The sequence below is a fragment of the Saccharopolyspora flava genome, from assembly GCF_900116135.1.
Taxonomy (GTDB): domain Bacteria; phylum Actinomycetota; class Actinomycetes; order Mycobacteriales; family Pseudonocardiaceae; genus Saccharopolyspora; species Saccharopolyspora flava.
The window spans coordinates 260,648-280,056 of record NZ_FOZX01000008.1 but is presented as its reverse complement, the minus strand read 5'-3'; the positions used below and the strand labels follow the sequence as shown (position 1 = coordinate 280,056).

The following is a 19,409-nucleotide window of genomic DNA, read 5'->3' as shown; positions in this document are numbered from 1 at the left end:
GTGCCCTTCATCTCAGAGGTGGCCCTGCGCTGGTCCGACATGGATGCGTTCGGCCACGTCAACCACGCCAGGACGATCACGTTGCTGGAGGAGGCACGGGCCGACCTGCTGTTCACCGAGGCCGAGAAGCGGGGCGTCGCGGGCATGGCCGAGGGCATGGTGGTGGCGCGCGTCGTCATCGACTACCACTCGCCGCTGATGTACGAGTCCCGCTCGTTGCAGGTCCAGATGTCGGTGCGCGACCTCAAGGCCGCCTCGTTCGTCATCGACTACACCGCGTTCGCCCGGGAAGCCGTGTGCACCGCGGAAACCCTGATGGTGCCCTACGACCTGAGCGCCGGGCGGCCCCGCAGGCTCACCACCGAGGAGCGCGACTTCCTGTCCGAGTGGCGGGCCGAGCACCTGGAGTCGCACCGTGCCTGAGCTCCGCATGCCCGACCGGGTCGAGCGCGACGACCTGGGCGCCTTCGTGGCCCGCGCGGTCCGGCTCGACTCGCAGACGATGGTCCGGATGCGCAACCGGCCCGGCACCGACCGGATGGACGTCTGGGCCGCCACCCCGTTCGACGCGCTGTCCACCCGCGCGGTGGAGGGCTCCGTCGAGCCGTCCGACCTGACGATCTCCGGCAACGAGCTGCTGGCCACGCTCACCGTCGCCGGCGGCGACGTGATGGACCCGGGCGCGCCGAAGGACCTCCTGTGGCGCTCGGAACTGCCCCCGGCGACCGGCTGGAAGCGCGTCGACGACCTCCCGGCCTCGCTGGTCGGGGAGGTCGCCGAGCGCGGCATCGACGTCGCCAAGGAGAACGTCGGTCCCAAGGGCACGCCCCCGGCGTCGCTGCTGGACCAGGAGGTCTTCACCGTCCAGGGCTCCGGCTACGACGTGAAGGTGCCGCTGCGCTGCCTGTTCGTGCTCTCCGGCATGGGCTTCCTGGTGAAGTCCCCGGCCGACGAGGAGATCGTCCGGGTCAGCGCCACCGACTCCTGGCTCCGCCTCGACTCCCGCTACGGCGCAGTGGTCCGCCGCCGCCACGCCCTCCTACCCCTCCTCCTCTGACCCCACCCCCAAACCCCCGGATTCCGGCGGTTTTCGGTGTACGGATTACGGCGGTATTCCGTGTGGTAGACGGATTCCGGCGGTATTCGGGGACCCGATTACGGCAGTAATCCGTGTGGTAGACGGATTCCGGCGGTATTCGGGAACCCGATTACGGCGGTAATCCGTGTCGTGGACGGATTCCGGCGGTAATCGGGGTCCGGATTACTGCGGTAATCCGTGTTGTGGATGGGTTGGGCCGTGAACGGGGGAGGGGTCCGGTTAGGGGGTGGGTTTTGGGTGTCGGTTGGTGACCGTTCGGACGATGTCGCTGACCAGGGCCTCCAGTGGGCCGCGGCGGAAGAAGCGGCGCCAGGTGTAGGTGAACGCGAAGGTGAAGATCAGGAACACCTCCGGCATGAAGGTGTTCACGAACGCCGTCAGCCCCGTCGGCTCGTGACCGTCGCGCGGGAACCACGGCAGGTTCGGGTCGTCCGGCAGCGCCGGGCCCAAGCTCGCCAGGTGCGCCAGGTCCTCCGGCACCCCGCTCAGCGGCCAGCCGCCCGTGACGATCTGCCAGGTCAGCGCCAGCGCGTGCGCCGCGTACAGCGTCAGCGCCATCGACCCCGCCTTGGCCAGCGGGGTCAGCGCGCGGCCCGTCCGGTCCGCCAGCTCCAAGCACAGCGCCAGGATGACCAGCGCGATCCCGCCGGAGCCCAGCAGCTCGAACGACGTCCCGCTGTGCGCGTTGGCCGCCAGCAGCCACTCCGGGTGCCCGACCGGGATCGTGCCCTCCACCGGCGCAGGCGGGCCGACCGGCACCAGCAGGAACGACACCTGGTAGCCCACCATCGACAGCGCCAGCCCCACCAGGCCCAGCCGCAACCGCAGCCGCCGCGACGTCAGATCCATCCGGCCCACGGCCAGGCCCGCCAGCACCAGCGGCAGGTAGGACGCGGCCGGGTAGAACCCGAGCAGCAGCAGGTCGAACAGGCCCTCGTCGGCCAGCAGGTGCCCCGGGTCGACGCTGTTGACCAGCGACACCAGACCCGCCATCGGGGTGTCCGCCGCGATCCAGCCGCGCAGCACGAACGACAGCTGCGGGCCCACCGCCGCGCTCACCACCGCCGCGACGACCAGCCCCCGCGCCCGCAACCGCAGGAACGGCACCGCCAGCAGGAAGTACAGGCCGTAGAACGGGATGATCACCGTCAGCAGGAACCCGGTCGCCTCGGTGGCCTTCGCCAGCGCCAGACCGAGCACCAGCAGCGCCAGCGCCCGCACCGCCACCCGCAGTCGCGCGTCCCGCAGCGCCCGGCCCGACGGCGGCGTCGCGCGCCCCGTCATCAGCGCCAGCGACACCCCGGCCAGCAGCGTGAACAGCGCCGTCGAACGACCGCTGAAGAACTGCGCCGTCAACGCCTCCGGCAACCCGGTGGTGAACGGCACCCCGAAGTGGATGCAGAACATGCCGAACACGGCCACGAAGCGGGCCACGTCCACGCCCACCAGCCGCGACGCCTTCCCGGAGGTAGGTGCGTGCGCCCGGCGTGAACTCCGTTCGGGCGCAACCGCAGTCATGACATCCAGGTGATCTCGGGGACTCCGACCGGAAATCTACCGACCGCTTGCCGACGCCCCCGCACCTGCCCGGGCCCGCGAGGCCCCGCTCACACCAGCCACGCGGCGTTGCCCGGCGGCAACTCGCCCTCCACCAGCGGCCGCGAGCTCAGCAGCACCTCGCCCGGAGGCAGCGGCACCGGCTCCGCCGAGGTGTTCAACGCGCAGATCAGGCTGCTGCCGACCCGGCGGAACGCGAAGCAGTCCTCCGGCGCCCCGAACCACTCCACCTCGTCACCGGTGAACGCCGGATGCGACGCGCGCATCTCCAGCGCGTGCCGGTACAGCGACAGCGTCGACTCCTCGTCCTCCAGCTGCGCCTCGACCGTGAAGTGCACCCAGTCGTGCGGGATGGACGACCAGTCCGCCCGCGCCGTCGAGAACCCGAAGGGCCGCATCAGGCCCTCCCACGGCATCCGGATCCGCTCCGTGCCCGGCAGCCCCAGCTCCTCGCCGTGCCGCAGGCACACCGCCCCCGGCAGCGCCAGCTGCACCAGCGCCATCGCCCGCACCGGCGTCAACGCCGCGTGATCGCGGATGCGCGTGCTGTCCCGGCTCGCCATCGCCCACGCCGGGCGCGGCCCGGCCGAGTCCAGCACCGTCGTGATCGCCTTGCGCACCGGTTCCGCCGAGAACCCCGCCACCGCCAGGTCCAGGCCGAACAGCAGCTGCCAGCTGCCCGTCCCGCTGCCGATCACGATCCGATCCGGGTACTCCGCCACCACCGAGGCCACCGCGTCCGCCGGATCGTTGCGCGGAGCCAGGTGGAACCCGTCCACGCCCTGATCCAGCCACGGCCGCAGCACCGGACCCGGATCGGCGCGCGCCGGATCCACGTCCATCGCCATCAGCACCCGCAGCCCGTTGTCGTGCGCCTCCGTCAGCAGTCTCGCCAACGACGGAGAAGCCGGATCGGAACCGGCGATGCCGGCCAGCACGATCACGTCGACGCCCAGCAGCTCCAGATAACCGAGCCTGCTGCAAATCCCGTCGAGGTCGCCGACCCCGTCACCGTCGGCGTCGGCGAACGCGCCGACGTCGATCTGGTAGCACACCGCGTCGAACCACCACGGCCTCTCACCGGGGTAGTCCTGAGTGCCCACCTGCCGCATCACCAGGTCCTTCGCTCCTAGATCGGGTCCGCCGGTCAGAACCACGAGTTCATCATGCTGTTGGCGGCCATCTCCAAGTACTGCCAGAGCTGGTCGCGGTGCTGAGGCTTCAAGCCGGCCTCGTCGACGGCCAGCCGCATGCAGCGCAGCCAGGCGTCCCGCTCGGCCGGGCCGACCTTGAACGGCGCGTGCCGCATCCGAAGCCGAGGATGCCCGCGCTGGTCGGAGTAGGTGTGCGGGCCGCCCCAGTACTGCATCAGGAACAGCCGCAGCCGCTCCTCGGCAGGCCCCAGGTCTTCCTCGGGGTAGAGCGGGCGCAGCAGCTCGTCCTTGGCCACCTCTTCGTAGAAGCGGGACACGATGCGGTGGAAGGTGGGTTCGCCGCCGACCTGCTCGTAGAAACTCTCCACGGAAGTCACGTGTTCCATCCTCTCAGGTTCGGTCGGGGCGGCGGTTTCAGTGGTCGGTCAGGTGCTGTGCGTGCCTGCTCGCTTCTACTGACACGACTCCGTGGTCACCCTGCTTGGCGGTGCGGGTAGCGGAACCTCAGACGCCTTCTGGCTCCGGGATCCGAGGCTTATGTATGCCAATACACGACACGTCGGCTGTCCTCCCCAGAAGACGTCTGAGAACCCGCGGCGGTGCCGGTTGCTCAGGTGGTGAAAGAGGAACCGGCTTCGCCGGTTGCCTGACGTGCTGCTGTTGGTGCTCGTGCTGTCGCTACTAATACGGGATCCCCCGGCCTGGTGGTTCGGCTCGGGGGATCCCTGCTGGTCAGCTGGTCGTGGAGACCGTGCTCGGGGGGAGTGGTCGGCCGTGCGGGTACGGGGGTTCGATCGCCGAGTCGTCGTAGGCTCGCTTGATCTCGACCCGCAGCCTGCGCTGCACCGCCCACTGGCGGCCCGGGCGGACCTTGACGGTGAGGCGGAGCGTGACCGTGTCGGCGGTGATCTGGTCGACGCCCAGCATCTGCGGGGGCTCCAGCACGTCCTTGGACAGCGGCTCGCGCTCGGTGGCGTCCGTGGCGACCTTGCCCGCGACCTCGATGGCCTTCTCCACGTCGGAGGAGTGCGAGATCGGGAAGTCCACGACCGCGACCGCGAAGCCCTGCGAGGAGTTGCCGACCCGCAGGATCTCGCCGTTGCGGACGTACCAGACGGTGCCGTTGATGTCGCGCAGCGTGGTGACCCGCAGGCCCACCGCCTCGACGCTGCCCACGGCCTCGCCGAGGTCGACGGAGTCACCGACGCCGTACTGGTCCTCGACCATCATGAACATGCCGGACAGGAAGTCCCGCACCAGGTTCTGGGCGCCGAAGGCGACCGCGACGCCCAGCACACCGGCCGAGGCCAGCACCGGGGCGATCTGCACGCCCAGCACCTGCAGGACGTAGATCGCGGCCAGGCCGTAGATCACGAACGAGACGAGCGACTTCAGCACCGAGCCGATCGTCTTGGCCCGCTGCCTGCGGCGCTCGGTCAGCAGCTCGCTGGTGAGGCTGTCACCGCGCCGCTCGCGCAGCGGGGCCAGCAGCTTCGGGGGCTTGCCGTTGCCCTGCGTCAGGCGGTTGATCATCCGGTGCAGCAGCCACCGCACCACGAAGGCGATCACCAGCACCAGCAGGATCTGCAACGGCTTGGCGATGAGCAGGTCGGCGTAGCCGGCCAGCCACGCGTTCTGTGTCCAGTCGTAAACCGCCTGGCACCAGAGCTCGGATTCACCGCACGTCGGCGGCTGGGATAAAAGCGGCAGGTTCATGGGTTCGGGGGATCTCCACGTGCTGTCGTGCTACGGGTGCGCGGCAACGCGCGACCACCGGCCTGCCCGAACTTCGTGCGCGCCCCGCAGCGCACGACGATCGAAAACCGGTCGGCCGGAACCGAGTTCGGGGCTCAGTCCCAAGCGAGGCCGGTCGCTTCCGCGAGGAAGACGAGCTGGTCGGTCGTCAACCCCACGGTACGGGACACCGAGCGCGCCGCGTGCCCCACCTCGGTCTCGCGGCGGATCAGAATAGGCCGTTTGTCCGGATCGGATCCAGTGGCGTGCTGCAGCGCGGCGCACATCTTGCGCGCGTGATTCGGGTCCACCCGCGAATCCGACTCGAAGACCGTGAACAGCACCGACGGGTAGTCCGTGTTCTCCGTCACGTTGTGGTACGGCGAGTAGGACAGCAGCCAGCCGAGCTCCTCCGGATCGTCGGCCGTGCCGTACTCGTCGTTCCACGTCCGGCCCAGCAGGAACCGCTCGTAGCGCACCATGTCCAGCAGCGGAGCCGAGCACACCACCGCCCGGTACAGCCCCGGCCGCTGCGTCAGCGCCGCGCCCACCAGCAGACCGCCGTTGGAGCCGCCCGAGATCGCCAGCTGTTCCGAGGTCGTCCAGCCCACCTCGATCAAGTGCTCGGCGGCGGCGTGGAAGTCGTCGAAGGTGTGCTGCTTCTGCTCGCGCATCCCGGCGACGTGCCACTCCTCGCCCTCCTCGCCGCCGCCGCGCAGCGACGGCAGCGCCCACACGCCGCCCGCCGCCACCCAGGCCAGCGCCGACGGCATGTAGCCGGGCTCGCGGGACAGCGAGAAGCCGCCGTAGCCGGTGAGGAACACCGGGCGCGGGCGGTCCGGCTCGGCGACCGGCGCCAGCACGAACATCCGCACCTCGGTGCCGTCGGCCGAGCGGTAGGTGACCTGCCGGGTGTGCACCGGCGGCAGCTCGGCGGTGCCCGGCGCGGCCGACTCCAGCGCCACCTCGCCGGTGCCGCGGTCGTAGACGTGCACGCACGGCGGGGTCGCGAAGTCGGTCCAGCCGATCCACAGCTGGTCGCGGTGCCCCTCGGTGGCCGAGTCGACCGTGGTCAGCGCGGTGATCTGGCCCGTTCCGGGCAGCGGGATCTCTGCGACGCGCTCGCCGGTGGCCGGGTCGTGCAGCGCCAGCTCCGACACCGCGTGCCGGGTGCGCAGCACCACCAGCCGCGGGTCGTCGCCGTCGAAGTAGCGGACCGCCTCCAGCACCGAATCCGGTTCCTCGGCGATCAGCTCCGTCCAGTTCTCCGGTTCCGGGTGGGCCGGGTCGGCCACGCACAGCCGCCAGCGCGGCGCGGTGTCGGTGGTCATCACGTACATCCGGCCGTCGCGCTCCACCCACGCGGCCACCCGGTAGCCGTCGGTGGTGTCCACGATCTGCCGCAGCGCCGGTTCCTCGGCGCCGTCGGAGAGGTCGGCGATCCACACCGAGTCGCGGCGGGCGGTGCCCATGCTGCCCTCGATGATCAGCCAGCGGCCGTCCCGCGACACGTGCGTGCCGTAGTAGAAGGTGTGGTCCAGGCCCTCGCCGTGCACCAGCACGTCCTGCTCGGGATCGGTGCCCACCCGGTGGCGCCACACGCGGCGGTGGAACTGCTCCTCGCCGTCGGGCACCAGATCGGGGTGCAGGCGGCGGACGTAGAAGAACTCCCGCCCGCCCGGCAGCCAGGAGATCGTCGAGTAGCGGCAGCGGTCGATCGGGCCCTCGACCAGCTCACCGGTGGCCACGTCGATGACGTGCAGCAGCGACTCCTCGTCGCCGCCCACCGAGATCTGGTAGGCGAGCAGGTCGCCCTCCAGGCTCGGCACCCAGCTGTCGAGCGTGGTCAGCCCGGACGGGTCGAGCTCGGTGACGTCGAGCAGCACCCGCTCGGTGCCGTCGGCCTCCCGGACGTGCAGCACGCTGAACTCCTGGCCGGGTTCGCGGCGGGTGAAGAACGCCCGCCCGCTGCGCCACAGCGGCGCGCCCACCGATCCGGTCGCCAGCAGCGAGCGCAGCCGCTCGGCCACCGCCTCGCGGCCCGGCAGCGCGTCCAGCCAGGTGCGGGCCAGCTCGTCCTGAGCCGCCGACCACGCCTCGGTCGCCGGCGCGGAGGCGTCCTCCAGCCACCGGTACGGATCGGCCACCTCGCGGCCGTGGAGGGTCTCCACGATGTCCTCGCGGGCGGTGGTCGGATAGCTCAGGTGCGCTTGAACGTCGGTCACGAGCGCGACGATACGTGCCGGGACGGGGCGCGGGAGGGGCCCGGCGGACCTCGGAGGGTGATTCACCCGAGCTGATCAACGCGGTTCCGGCTTCGGTGATCGACAATCGGGAACGTGGCGCCGACGAGGCGGACGACGGCGGACGTGATCGCGGGGAAGGCCTCTCACCTGCGAGAACGGCAGGTGGAGTCCTCTCGGCGGCGTGGCGTGGCGAATCACACGTGCGTTCGGACCTGGTTCTGTGCTGAACTTTGGCCGACACCGGTGGAGGTGGTCGCGTGCCAGACCGACAACCGATCCGACAACCGGCGCTGAAGGCCTCCGGCCTCGCGTCGCGAGCCCCGCTGTGCCCGACGAGCCGAGGCTCCGGGCCACCGGATCGGCCTCCCGGCCACGCCACGTCGTGGCGCAAACGCCGGGTGCTGCTGCTCAACACGACCTTCGAACCGCTCACCGCGCTCCCGCTGCGACGCGCCATCGTGATGGTCGTCTGCGGCAAGGCCGAGGTGGTCCACGGCGACTCGGCCGGGATGACCCTGCACTCCGCGAGCGCCGAGGTCGAGATCCCGTCCGTGATCAGGCTGAGCACCTTCGTGCGCGTGCCGTACCGCGGCCGGGTCCCGCTGACCCGGGCCGCGTTGATGCTCCGGGACAACCACCGGTGCGTCTACTGCGGCGCACGAGCGGAAACGATAGATCATGTTCTGCCGCGCAGTCGCGGGGGGCCGCACACGTGGGAGAACTGCGTCGCCTGCTGCACCAAGTGCAACCACCGCAAGGCCGACAAGACCCTCGCTGAGCTGGGCTGGAGGTTGCCGACGGCCCCGCAGGCCCCGCGCGGCAGGCACTGGCGGTTGCTGGCGGGCCTGTCCGAGACCGACCCGCTGTGGTTGCCGTACCTGGGGGAGTCGGCGGCGTGATCTCGCCGGTGGGCGCGTCCGGGACGTGCCGGGTCAGCTGATCCGCACGCCGTCCCGGGCGCGCCCGCTGATGCGCACCCCGTCCCGGCGGCCGCTGATGCGGACCCCGTCGCGCTTGCCGCTGATCCGCACGCCGTCGTCGTGACCGCTGATGCGCACGCCGTCGTGCCGTCCGCTGATCCGGACGCCGTCCCGCCGTCCGCTGATGCGGACCCCGTCGCGCTTGCCGCTGATCCGCACGCCGTCGTCGAGGCCGCTGATGCGGACTCCGTCGCGGCGGCTGCTGATGCGCACTCCGTGATCAACGAGCGGTTGGTCGATCATCGAAAGGGTGAGTTCACTGCGCTGAGTGGCGGTCTCGATGAGCGACATGGGGGCCTCCCGAATACATAGGGTGCTCTGAACGCATGTGATCAAATATGCAAGACCCATACAGGTGAAAAACTATGATCGGGAACCGGCAGGAACAAGCCGCCAACCTGCCGCGAACTGCCCCCGTCCGGCTCGACTCCATTCGGCCGCAGGCGCTGCTCCGAACGAGTTAATGACCATGATTCGCATCACTTGATCGACGCGGCGAAGGGCGGTCGGGGACGTTCCGGCTCGTCCGGAATCGGATGATCATGACCGTCACGCTCGGTGGCGAGATCCGGACGATCGCGGCGACAGCTCGGAGCTTCGGGTGAATTGCCGGATGGGCGCATCGCCCGTCGCAGCAACGAGATCGAGCCACTCACGAGGACGCGCACACGAAAGCGCGTCGATCGGCTACCGTACTGGGCGTGACTGCTCTGGAGAGTGTGCTGGTCCTGGCGGTGATCCCAGCGGCCATCTACGGCGTGATCGTGCTCATCGCGATGTGGCCCAAGCTGTCCCGCGTGCGCTACCGCGCGGGGGAGGACTGGGACTTCGCTCCGGTGTTCTGGTCTGCCCACCCGCAGGGCGTGAACGCCGCGGTGCCGGCGGACGGCGAAGGTGAGGACGTGCCGGACGACGCACGGCCCGTCACGGCTCGGGGAGGCGCAAGTGGCAAGTGGTGAGATGACCGCGGAGACCGGTGAGCTCGGCACCGGCGAAGCGCGGATGGCGACCGGCCGCCTCTCCGTGGCGCGCCGCGTCGAGCCGGAGCGGCCGCGACTGCCGTTCAGCGCGAGCGAGCTCGCCCGCCTCGACGAGGCGATGGCGGTGGCCAGCCGCAGCACCGGCCTGGAGTTCGCCGTCTACCTCGGTGACCTCGGCGAGGACTCCCGCAAGCAGGCCGAGGAGCTGCACGCCAACCTCGGCGACCAGGCGGCCGACGGCGTGCTGATCGCGGTCTCGCCCGGTCAGCGCAAGTTCGAGATCGTCACCGGCGAGGAGGCGCACCGGCGCATCCAGGACCGCAGCTGCCAGCTGGCCGCCATGAGCATGGTCGCCTCCTTCAAGGAGGACGAGATCATCGACGGTCTGGTCAGCGCCGTCCGGATGCTCGCCGACGCGGCGGGCACCTCGTTCAAGTCCCCGGCGCACCACTGATCGCAGACACGAACAAGCCGCCCCGGTTACGACCGAGGCGGCTTTTCAGTGCCCGGAGGTCGGGAAAGTTTTCATGAGAACTTCCCCCACCCCGAGAACGGGAGGTTTTCATGAAAACTTCCCCACCTCCCGAGTCCTCCGAGGTCGGAGGGTTCTCGAGGTGACCTCACCTCTCGTGGGGGAGGGAGGTTTTCATGAAAACTTCGTCGTGGTGGGGGTGGGGAGGTTTTCATGAAAACCTCCCCACCCCGCGGGGTCAGGAGCGGTCGAACTCGCGGGCGGCGAGGGCGCGGACGATGCCCGCGCGGCCCTCGGAGACCAGGCGGCGCAGGGCCGCCGGGCGGTCGCCCGCCAGCCACGCGTCGGCCGCCGCGACGGTCTCGTCGGTGACCGCCCAGGACGGGAACAACCCGATCACCGTCGGCTGAGCCCGCTCGCTGGAACGCCGCGACCAGACCTCGTCGATCGACTCGAAGTACCGCTGCACGTACGGCGCCAGCAGCTCGCGCTGGGCCGGGTGCTGGAACCCGGCGATGATCGCGTCGCTGACCGCGTTCGGCAGCTGGTCGTCGTGCACCGCGCGCTGCCAGGCCTTCTCCTTCGACTCCGCGGTCGGGATGAGGGCGCGGGCCCGCTCGGCGCGACGGCGGCCGGTCGCGGTCTGGTCGGCCTCCAGCTCGGCGTCGATCTCCGCCTCACCGGCCGCGCCGTGCGCGACCAGCGCCTGCAGCAGACCCCAGCGCAGATCGGTGTCGACCGTCAGGCCCGGCAGCGGGGCCGAGCCGTCCAGCCAGCCGCGCAGCTCGGCGACCTGCTCGTCGGCGAGCACCGACCCGGTCAGCGAGTTCACGAACGCCAGCTGGTGGTCCGAACCCGGCTCGGCGGCGCGGGCCAGCTCGAACAGCCGCGAGCTGAACCGGCGCCAGCCCTCGGCCTGCCAGGACGGGTCCGCGTACGAGTTCAGCGCGGTCTGGGTCTGCAGCAGCACCCGCTGCACGACGCCGATCTGGCTCTCCGCGCCGATGCCGGCCTCGGCCGAGGCGCCCAGCACCAGGTTCACGAAGTCGCGGGCCTTGAGCTCGGCCTCGCGGGTCATCTCCCACGCCGTCGACCAGCACAGCGCGCGCGGCAGCGACTCGTCGATGTCGCCGATCCGGTCCACCAGGGTGGCCAGCGACTCGGGGTCGAAGCGCAGCGAGCAGTAGGTCAGGTCGTCGTCGTTGACCAGCACCAGCTTGCCGCGGTGCACGCCGACCAGGTCCGGGACCTCGGTGACCTCGCCGGACACGTCGAGCTCGACGCGGTGCCTGCGCACCAGCTTGCCGTTCTCGTCGTCGTAGATGCCGATCGCCAGGCGGTGCGTGCGCAGCTCACCGGCACCCGGCCGGGCGCCGTTCTGCACCACCGAGAACTGGGTGAACCGGCCCTCGTCATCGGTGCTGAAGCGCGGACGCAGCATGTTCAGACCGGTGGTCTCCAGCCACTGCGCGCTCCACCAGGACAGGTCGCGGCCGGAAGCCTCCTCGAGCGCCTTGAGCAGGTCGTCGAGGGTGGCGTTGCTCCACGCGTGCCGGTCGAAGTAGACCCGCAGCCCGGCCAGGAAGTTCTCCAGACCCACGTAGGCCACCAGCTGCTTGAGCACCGAGGCGCCCTTGGCGTAGGTGATGCCGTCGAAGTTGACCTCCACGGCCTGCAGGTCCGGGATGTCGGCGGCGACCGGGTGCGTCGAGGGCAGCTGGTCCTGGCGGTAGGCCCAGGACTTCTCGACGCTGGCGAAGGTCGTCCACGCCGCGTCGTACTCGGTGGCGCCGACCTGCGCGAGGACGCTGGCCCAGGTCGCGAACGACTCGTTGAGCCACAGGTCGTTCCACCAGCGCATGGTGACCAGGTCGCCGAACCACATGTGCGCCATCTCGTGCAGCACGGTCTCGGCGCGGCGCTCGTAGAGGTAGCCGGTGACCTTCGACCGGAAGACGTAGTCCTCCAGGAACGTCACGCACCCGGCGTTCTCCATGGCGCCCGCGTTGAACTCCGGCACGAAGCACTGGTCGTACTTGCCGAACGGGTAGGGGACGCCGAAGGCCTTGTGGTAGAAGCCGAATCCCTGCTTGGTCTCGGTGAACAGCCGCTCGGCGTCGAGGTGCTCGGCCAGCGAGGCGCGGCAGTAGATGCCCAGCGGGATCGGGTCCTGGCCGTCCTCGCCGGGGAACTCGTCGCGCCACTCGGCGTAGGGACCGGCGACGAGCGCGACCAGGTAGGTCGACATCGGCTTGGTGGTGTCGAAGACGTGGCGCTTGCCCGAGGCCGTCTCGGTGATCTCACCGGCGGCGTTGGAGATGACCTTCCAGTCGGCCGGGGCGTCGACCGTGATCTGGTAGGTGGCCTTCAGGTCGGGCTGGTCGAAGCAGGTGAACATCCGCTTCGCGTCGGCGGTCTCGAACTGGCTGTACAGGTAGACCGCTCCGTCGACGGGGTCGATGAAGCGGTGCAGTCCTTCGCCGGTGTTGGTGTAGGCGCAGTCGGCGTGCACCACGAGTTCGTTCTCGGCGGCCAGGCCGGGCAGGCGGATGCCGGTGGACTCGTCGTAGTCGGAGACGTCGAGCTCGACACCGTTGAGCACCGCGCTGCGCACCTCGTCGGCCACCAGGTCGATCCAGGTGTCGGCGCCGGGCTGGTTGCTGCGGAAGCGAACCGTGGTGGTGGACCCGAAGGTCTCCACTTCCACACCGCCCGCGCCGGCGGAGAGGTCCAGTTCGATCACATAGGACTGGACCTCCAGCAACGCGGCGCGCTGCTCGGCCTGTTCGCGGGTGAGGTTCGGCGGTGCCACGGATCACCTCGTAGTTCGTAGGGACGTTCCTGGCCGGTGTGGATGCCCGGCGCAGGCATCAAATCACGTCCGGCCGGAGTCGCGCTCCCGGGCACGCACCTCCGCGATCATCGGCGTGTCGGCGGGGTCGGGAAGACAATCGGCCGCGGCGGGGTTACTACTCCGGGGCCACTGCCCCGCGACGTGGTGCCGCGCCCAGGCACCTGCCCGACTTCGACTGATGGAGGCACGGATGACCACCGCTGCCCGCCCCAAGGTGGACTTCTACTTCGACCCGCTGTGCCCGTTCGCCTGGGTCTCCTCGCGCTGGATCCTGGAGGTCGAGAAGGTCCGCGACATGGACCTGAGCTTCCGGGTGATGAGCCTGTCGGTCCTCAACGAGGGCCGCGACCTGCCCGAGCAGTACCTGGACCTGATGGAGCGCGGCTGGGGACCGGTGCGGGTGTGCATCGCCGCGGCCAAGCACCACGGCGACGAGGTCCTGTCCCCGCTGTACACGGCGCTGGGCCAGCGCATCCACGACCAGGGGATCAAGGACTTCGACGAGGCGATCGAGGGCGCGCTGGCCGAGGTCGGCCTGCCCGCCGAGCTCGCGCAGGCCGCGCACAGCACCGAGTACGACGAGGAGCTGCGGACCAGCCACCACCAGGGCATGGACCCGGTCGGCGACGAGGTCGGCACGCCGACGCTGCACGTCGACGGCGTCGCCTTCTTCGGCCCGGTGATCACCCGTGTCCCGAAGGGCGAGGAGGCCGGCAAGATCTTCGACGGCGCGGTCGCCATGGCCAGCTACCCGTACTTCTTCGAGCTCAAGCGCAGCCGCACCGAAGCCCCCCAGTTCGACTACTGATCGGCCACCCCGGTCAAATACCGCAGGTTTTGTCGGGTCGAATACCGCAGGTTTTGACCGGTCGAATACCGCAGGATTTGACCCGGTGAACACGGCGGGATCCGGCTCGGGTGGGAAAGTTCCGGTGTTTACCGGATTTTTCCCAGAGGGTGGGGTTGAGCTGCGAGAACGGGTGCGGGCGGGTTTTTCCCGGTCATCACGGTTCTCGGGTGTCCGCGGAGTCCGGCCCCGGTCGGGGGACGGGGCCGGACTCTGGGAACGCGGTCAGCGGGGGTGCGCTGTCCGGGTGGGCGCTGTCAGCGGGTGTGCACTTCGGACATCACTTCGGTGACGGGACGATTCTGGCGGAGGTCCCAGAGCGCGTTGACGATCTCGGCGGCTCGGTCCGGTTCCACCGCGCGTTCGGCGTTGCCGGTGAACTTGGCGGCGAGCTCGTCGGCCGACAGGGGCCGCTGCGGGCCGCCCCGGTTCTCGCGGATCCGCTCGGTCACCGTCGTGCCGTCGGCGAGCTCGGCGGTGAGCACCGCCGGGAACTGGCGCGGGAACCCGGCCGTGGCCTCCTCATCGGCCACGACCCGCACCCGGCCCGCCAGGTCCAGCCGCGCCGGGTCGGCCGCGGCGGCGTCGGTGAAGTCCTCGTGGAACACGCCCAGCCCGCCGCCGCCGATCAGCGCCGCCGCCACGGTGTAGGGCCCGGAGAAGGCCGCGTGGTAGCCGGAGCGGGGCCGTCGCTTCTCCTCGGCGGGCTCGGCGATGGTCCGCAGCACCGGGGCCGGAACCCCGAGCGTCAGCTCCCGGACCCGCTCGGCGGTGATGCCGCGCTCGCGCAGCCGCAGCGCCGCGTCCACGCCCGCGTGCGTGAAGTGGTTGCACGGGTAGGGCTTGAAGAACACGCCGGTGGTCTCCCACCGCTCGCCGAGGTCCTCGGTGACGCGCTCCGGGTGGGTCCGCTCGCCGCAGAAGGCGCGCAGGAACCCGAACCGTCCCTCGACGACCGTGGGCGGCCCGGTCAGGCCGTGCCGGGCGAGGTCGGCGGCGGCCACGCCCGCGTGCGCGGCCCAGCCGCAGTGCACCCGCTTGATCGTGCCGCCGGTGCGGTTGGCCTCGATGACCCCGGCGCCCATGCTCGCGGCGATGCCGATGACCGAGGTCAGCTGCTCGGCGTCGAGGCCCTGCAGCATCCCGGAGGCCACGGCCGCGCCGACCGCGCCGCAGATCGCCGTCGCGTGCTGGCCGTGCTCGAAGAACACCGAGTTGCCGAGGTCCTCGTCGTAGCCGGCCATCCCGAGGCGGCAGGTCACCTCGATGCCCATCGCGGCGGCGGCCAGCAGCGCCCGGCCGCCAGCGCCGGTGCGCTCGGCGGTGGCGAGCGCGGCGGGGACGACGGCGGCCGAGGGGTGCAGCACCGACGGCAGGTGCGTGTCGTCGAAATCCAGGCTGTGCGCGAGGGTTCCGTTGACCAGCGCCGCCGACGGGGCCGGAAGTCGTTGCGCCAGGCCGATCGCGGTGGCCTGCGGGGCGCCGCCCCACTCGGTGGCCACGGCACCGGCGATGCGGGCGGGTTCCTCGCGGGTGGCGGCCAGCGAGTTGCCGACGACGTCGATGATGCGCCGGACCAGGTCGTCGGCCAGGACGTCGTCGACGCCCTCGGTGGCCAGCCGGGCGCCGACCTCGCCGATGCGCTGCGCGGGGGTGGTCATGCCGGGACCACCGCCAGCGGGCGGACCGGGGCGCCGGTGGCGCCGACGATGCGCAGCGGGGCGAACACGGCCAGGAACTCGCCGATCCCGGCCTCGGCCGCGTCCTCGCAGGCCATGTGCTCGACGATGTGGATGCCGTGCTCGACCAGCAGCACCCGGTGCACCGGGAGCACGCGGTGCCCGGCACCGGCCGGGATCTGCTCGTAGGCGGTGGTGTCGGTGCCGGTGGCGACGATCTTGCGCTCGGCCAGCCAGTGCGCGGCGTCGACGGTCATGCCGGGAACCCCGGTCTCCTTGCCGACGTAGGCCTGCGCGTCGCCGAACAGCCGTCCCCAGCCGGTGCGCACCACCGCGACGTCGCCCTCGCCGGGTTCGGCCCCGGCGCGCCCGGCGGCGCGGGCGAGGTCGTCGGCGGTGACGCCGTAGCCGGGTTCGAGCACGTCGACGCCGTGCACCGCGGCGACGTCGAGGAACACGCCCCGGGTCACCATCGGCGGGATGGTCTCGGCGCCGTGCACGGTGTGCTTGCCGCCGCGCTGGGACTCGGCGGCGTCGACCCCGCCGTGCAGCAGCCCGTCGTGGCTGACGTGGGCGAGCGCGTCGACGTGGGTGCCGGTGTGCCCGCCGGTGACGATGACCTCGTTGGAGGCCGAGCCGCCGTCGGGGCGGATCGCGTCGCCGTGGCGGCGCTCCAGCGTCATCCGGAAACCGGGGTGGTTCGGGGATCCGGCCATGCCGGTGTAGAGCGGGTGGCCGAGCTCGATGACCCGGGTCCCGGCCCGGACGGCGCCGAGCAGGTCGGGTCCTGCGGAAGTGGTGGTCACGAGGTGCTCCTTCCCGGCCGGGCACCGGCCGGTTCGTCGTGATCGTGCGGGAAGCCGCCGAGCGCGTCGGCGAGCTCGGTCACCCAGCGGGCGCCGGCGACGACGGCCGGGTCGACGAAGCGCCCCCGGTCGTCGACCCACGCCGCGGAGTCGCCCGCGACGTCGAGCGCGTCGAGCAGCGCGCGGGCTCGCTCGACCTCGTCGCGGTCCGGGGTGAAGGCCTGGTGCACGGGGTCGATCTGCCCCGGGTGGATCACCGAGCGGCCGAAGAACCCGGCGTCGCGCAGCGCGGCGCTGTCCTCGGCGAGCCCGTCCGGGTCGGACAGGTCGGTCCAGACGCTGGCGACGGGGCTGGGCAGCCCGGCGGCGCGGTTGGCGGTCACGATCCGGGCGCGGGCCCAGGCGAGCTCGCGCCGGTCGCGGATCCGCAGGTCGGCGGCCAGGTCGGTCTCGCCGGGGGAGGCGCAGGCGACCAGCGGGTGGCACTCGGCGAGTTCGAACGCCGCGCGCAGCCCGGCGGCGCTCTCGATCAGCAGGTGCAGCGGCAGCCCGGTCCGCTCCGCGAGATCCGCGACAGCGGACGGGGATTCGGCCTTGGGGACTCGAATTCCCGCCGCACCGCTGCCGATCAGCGCCGTCGCGTCCGCCTCCGACCAGGGGGTGCCCGACCCGTTGACGCGGACCCACACCCGGTCCGGCCGGGACCGGCAGGTCCGCACGGCGACGTCGCGGGCCTGGTCCTTGTGCGCGGGCGGCACCGCGTCCTCCAGGTCGAGCACGACCGCGTCGGCCGGGCCGTCGAGGGCCTTGGCGACGAGGTCGGCGCGGTGCGCGGGGACGTAGAGCCAGCTGCGGGCCAGGCCGATGGTGGTCACAGAACCCCCTGCGCGCGAAGGCTTTCCAGCTCCTCGGCGTCGACCCCGAGCTCGCCGAGGACCTCGGCGGTGTGCGCGCCCAGCCGCGGCCCGGTGGTGCGCACCTCGCTGGGCGTGTCCGACAGCCGGAACGGGGTGTTCTGGAACCGGACCGGCCCCAGCTCCTCGTCGTCGAGGGTCAGGATGCTGCCGAGGGCGTTGAAGTGCGGGTCGGCGAGCACGTCGGCGGCGGTGTAGATCGGAGCGACGGCGGCTTCGGCCTTCTCGAAGGCCGCGACGACCTCGTCGCGGTTGCGGGCGGCGATCCAGGAACCGACGGCGGCGTCGAGCTCCTCGACGTGCTCGGCCCGGCTCGCGCCGCTGGCGAACCAGGGCTCGTCGATCAGCTCGGGCGCCCCGACCAGCCGCATCACGCGCTCGGCGATGGAGTGGGCGCTGGTGGACACGGCCACCCACTGGCCGTCGGCGCACTGGTAGGTGTTGCGCGGCGCGTTGTTGGTGGAGCGGTTGCCGGTGCGCGGCTGCAGCACGCCGAGCTGGTCGTAGGCGATGAGGCCGGGGCCGAGCAGGTGCAGCAGCGGTTCGATGATCGCGGTGTCCACGACCTGCCCGCGGCCGGTGGTCTCGCGGGCGCGCAGCGCGGTCATGATGGCGAACGCGGTGGTCAGCGCGGCCACGCCGTCGGCGAGTCCGAACGGCGGCAGGGTGGGCGGGCCGTCGGGTTCGCCGGTCATGGCGGCGAACCCGCTCATCGCCTCGGCCAGCGTCCCGAACCCGGGGCGGCTGGAGTACGGCCCGGTCTGGCCGAAGCCGGTGACCCGCGCCAGCACCAGGCGGGGGTTGCGGGCCGACAGCTCCTCCCAGCCGAGTCCCCAGCGCTCCAGGGTTCCGGGCCGGAAGTTCTCGATGACCACGTCGGCGTCGGCGGCGAGGTCGAGGAACAGCTCCCGTCCGCGCGGGGTGGACAGCACCAGGGTGATGGCGCGCTTGTTGCGGGCCAGCATCTTCCACCAGAGGCCGACGCCGTCCTTCTGGGCGCCGTGGGTGCGGGCGGGGTCGCCGCGCGGGTGCTCGATCTTGATGACGTCGGCGCCGTGGTCGCCGAGCAGCGTGGCGGCCAGCGGGCCGGCGAACAGGGTGGAGGCGTCGAGGACCTTCAGGCCCCCCAGCGCGGCCGGGTGGTCGTGGCTCATGTCGTCCTTCCGGTGGTGGCGGCCCGCGCGGGTGCGGTGCCGCCGAGTCGAGCGGTGATCCGGTCGGCGGTCTCGATCAGCTGCGGGGCGGTGGCGGCGACGAACTCCTCGGTCACGCGGAAGCGCGGGCCGCACACCGACACCGCGCCGACGACGCCGACCGGGCCGAACACGGCCACCGCGACCGAGCCGGCGTCGCCCTGGCGCTCACCGGCGGAGGCCGCGTAGCCGCGCTCGCGGATGCGGGCGAGCTCGGCGCGCAGCTCGTCCGGGTCGGTCGGGGTGTTGGGGGTGAGCGCGAGGAGGTCGCCGGAGAGCAGCCGGTCGATCTCGTCGGGGTCGCAGTGGGCGAGCACGCACTTGCCGGAGGAGCCCGCGTGCAGCGGGAACCGCTTGCCGAGCTCGACCGACATGGTGATCTCGTGGGTGCCGACGACCTGGTCGAGGTAGACGCGGCCGCCGTGCACCTTGGCGCTGATGGTGACGGTCTCGTGCAGCTTGTCGCGCAGCTCGGCCAGGAACGGCAGGGCCGCCGCGCGCAGGTCGGAGTCGCGCAGCGCCCGGCTGCCCAGCGCCGCGGCGGCGGGCCCGAGCCGGTACTCGCGGGTCTCCGGGTCGTAGGCGATGAGGTTCCTGCTGGTCAGCGACTGCAGGATGCGGTGCACGACGGCCTTGGACAGGTCCAGTTCGCGGGCCACCTGGCTGACGCCGAGAGTGGGTGGTCCGTCGGTGAACAACAGCAGGACGTCGGCCACCCGTTCGGTGGCTCCGGTGCCGCCGCTCGACTCCGCCACGCGATTCTCCTCGTCGTCAGATACGTACCGCTGGACGGAACAAGAATGTTGGGGATCGTCGTTCGTGTCAAGGAATTTACATCGCGACTCTTGCACTTATCCAGGCTGCCTGGTGTTATCGACCTCACCGAACGGCCGG

The 19,409-nt window shown here is 71.4% G+C and carries 18 protein-coding genes; 6 read left to right on the top strand and 12 right to left on the bottom strand.

The window, feature by feature from the left end:
- Both BM424_RS22085 and BM424_RS22080 read left to right on the top strand, forming a co-directional pair.
- Positions 1-423, top strand: coding sequence for an acyl-CoA thioesterase (locus BM424_RS22085; protein ID WP_425442048.1), 423 nt, complete (start codon positions 1-3; stop codon positions 421-423).
- Positions 416-1,057, top strand: a complete 642-nt coding sequence (locus BM424_RS22080) for a DUF8185 domain-containing protein (protein ID WP_093421255.1) — start codon at positions 416-418, stop codon at positions 1,055-1,057. The genes BM424_RS22085 and BM424_RS22080 overlap by 8 nt, the downstream gene beginning before the upstream one ends.
- Positions 1,058-1,318: 261 nt before the next feature.
- Here the strand turns inward: BM424_RS22080 and BM424_RS29765 are convergent, their stop codons facing one another.
- The 5 genes from BM424_RS29765 to BM424_RS22055 form a co-directional block, all read right to left on the bottom strand.
- The gene (locus BM424_RS29765) at positions 1,319-2,617 is read right to left on the bottom strand and encodes a heparan-alpha-glucosaminide N-acetyltransferase domain-containing protein (RefSeq protein ID WP_093421252.1); all 1,299 of its coding nucleotides are present in this window, start codon (positions 2,615-2,617) and stop codon (positions 1,319-1,321) included.
- An 89-nt stretch (positions 2,618-2,706) separates the two neighbouring features.
- Complete coding sequence (locus BM424_RS22070) at positions 2,707-3,768, bottom strand: alpha-amylase family glycosyl hydrolase (RefSeq protein ID WP_093421402.1); 1,062 nt, start codon at positions 3,766-3,768, stop codon at positions 2,707-2,709.
- Between the two features lie 35 nt (positions 3,769-3,803).
- Complete coding sequence (locus BM424_RS22065) at positions 3,804-4,196, bottom strand: globin (protein ID WP_175548209.1); 393 nt, start codon at positions 4,194-4,196, stop codon at positions 3,804-3,806.
- 346 nt (positions 4,197-4,542) lie between these two features.
- A complete protein-coding gene (locus BM424_RS22060) occupies positions 4,543-5,526 on the bottom strand; it encodes a mechanosensitive ion channel family protein (RefSeq protein ID WP_093421250.1) in 984 nt (327 codons plus the stop codon).
- A gap of 134 nt (positions 5,527-5,660) precedes the next feature.
- Positions 5,661-7,769, bottom strand: a complete 2,109-nt coding sequence (locus BM424_RS22055) for a prolyl oligopeptidase family serine peptidase (protein ID WP_093421248.1) — start codon at positions 7,767-7,769, stop codon at positions 5,661-5,663.
- Between the two features lie 278 nt (positions 7,770-8,047).
- Between BM424_RS22055 and BM424_RS22050 the strand changes: the two genes are divergently transcribed.
- On the top strand, positions 8,048-8,689 hold the full coding sequence (locus BM424_RS22050; protein ID WP_245776036.1) for an HNH endonuclease: 642 nt from the start codon (positions 8,048-8,050) through the stop codon (positions 8,687-8,689).
- 33 nt (positions 8,690-8,722) lie between these two features.
- Here BM424_RS22050 and BM424_RS22045 read toward each other — a convergent pair whose 3' ends face one another.
- A complete protein-coding gene (locus BM424_RS22045; protein WP_175548208.1) occupies positions 8,723-9,061 on the bottom strand; it encodes a hypothetical protein in 339 nt (112 codons plus the stop codon).
- Positions 9,062-9,471: 410 nt separating this feature from the next.
- On the opposite strand from BM424_RS22045, the gene ctaJ reads away from it, so the two are divergent.
- Positions 9,472-9,729 (top strand): aa3-type cytochrome oxidase subunit CtaJ, encoded by a 258-nt coding sequence (ctaJ, locus tag BM424_RS22040; protein ID WP_093421247.1) that lies wholly within the window; start codon positions 9,472-9,474, stop codon positions 9,727-9,729.
- Entirely contained in the window at positions 9,716-10,204 is a 489-nt protein-coding gene (locus tag BM424_RS22035; RefSeq protein ID WP_093421245.1) for a DUF5130 family protein, read from the top strand. Before ctaJ ends, BM424_RS22035 begins: the two co-directional genes overlap by 14 nt.
- A 256-nt stretch (positions 10,205-10,460) precedes the next feature.
- Here the strand turns inward: BM424_RS22035 and pepN are convergent, their stop codons facing one another.
- Positions 10,461-13,034 (bottom strand): aminopeptidase N, encoded by a 2,574-nt coding sequence (gene pepN / locus BM424_RS22030; RefSeq protein WP_093421243.1) that lies wholly within the window; start codon positions 13,032-13,034, stop codon positions 10,461-10,463.
- A gap of 232 nt (positions 13,035-13,266) precedes the next feature.
- Between pepN and BM424_RS22025 the strand changes: the two genes are divergently transcribed.
- A complete protein-coding gene (locus BM424_RS22025) occupies positions 13,267-13,884 on the top strand; it encodes a mycothiol-dependent nitroreductase Rv2466c family protein (RefSeq protein ID WP_093421240.1) in 618 nt (205 codons plus the stop codon).
- Between the two features lie 296 nt (positions 13,885-14,180).
- Here BM424_RS22025 and BM424_RS22020 read toward each other — a convergent pair whose 3' ends face one another.
- Genes BM424_RS22020 through BM424_RS22000 form a run of 5 tightly spaced genes read right to left on the bottom strand, consistent with a single transcriptional unit; the run spans position 14,181 to position 19,270 of the window.
- Positions 14,181-15,584 (bottom strand): MmgE/PrpD family protein, encoded by a 1,404-nt coding sequence (locus tag BM424_RS22020; RefSeq protein ID WP_093421238.1) that lies wholly within the window; start codon positions 15,582-15,584, stop codon positions 14,181-14,183.
- A complete protein-coding gene (locus BM424_RS22015; protein WP_245776035.1) occupies positions 15,581-16,408 on the bottom strand; it encodes a cyclase family protein in 828 nt (275 codons plus the stop codon). The genes BM424_RS22020 and BM424_RS22015 overlap by 4 nt, the downstream gene beginning before the upstream one ends.
- The gene (locus BM424_RS22010; RefSeq protein WP_245776034.1) at positions 16,405-17,283 is read right to left on the bottom strand and encodes an HpcH/HpaI aldolase/citrate lyase family protein; all 879 of its coding nucleotides are present in this window, start codon (positions 17,281-17,283) and stop codon (positions 16,405-16,407) included. The genes BM424_RS22015 and BM424_RS22010 overlap by 4 nt, the downstream gene beginning before the upstream one ends.
- Complete coding sequence (locus tag BM424_RS22005; protein WP_093421235.1) at positions 17,280-18,476, bottom strand: CaiB/BaiF CoA transferase family protein; 1,197 nt, start codon at positions 18,474-18,476, stop codon at positions 17,280-17,282. Before BM424_RS22005 ends, BM424_RS22010 begins: the two co-directional genes overlap by 4 nt.
- Complete coding sequence (locus tag BM424_RS22000; protein ID WP_093421233.1) at positions 18,473-19,270, bottom strand: IclR family transcriptional regulator; 798 nt, start codon at positions 19,268-19,270, stop codon at positions 18,473-18,475. Before BM424_RS22000 ends, BM424_RS22005 begins: the two co-directional genes overlap by 4 nt.
- Positions 19,271-19,409 lie beyond the last annotated feature (139 nt).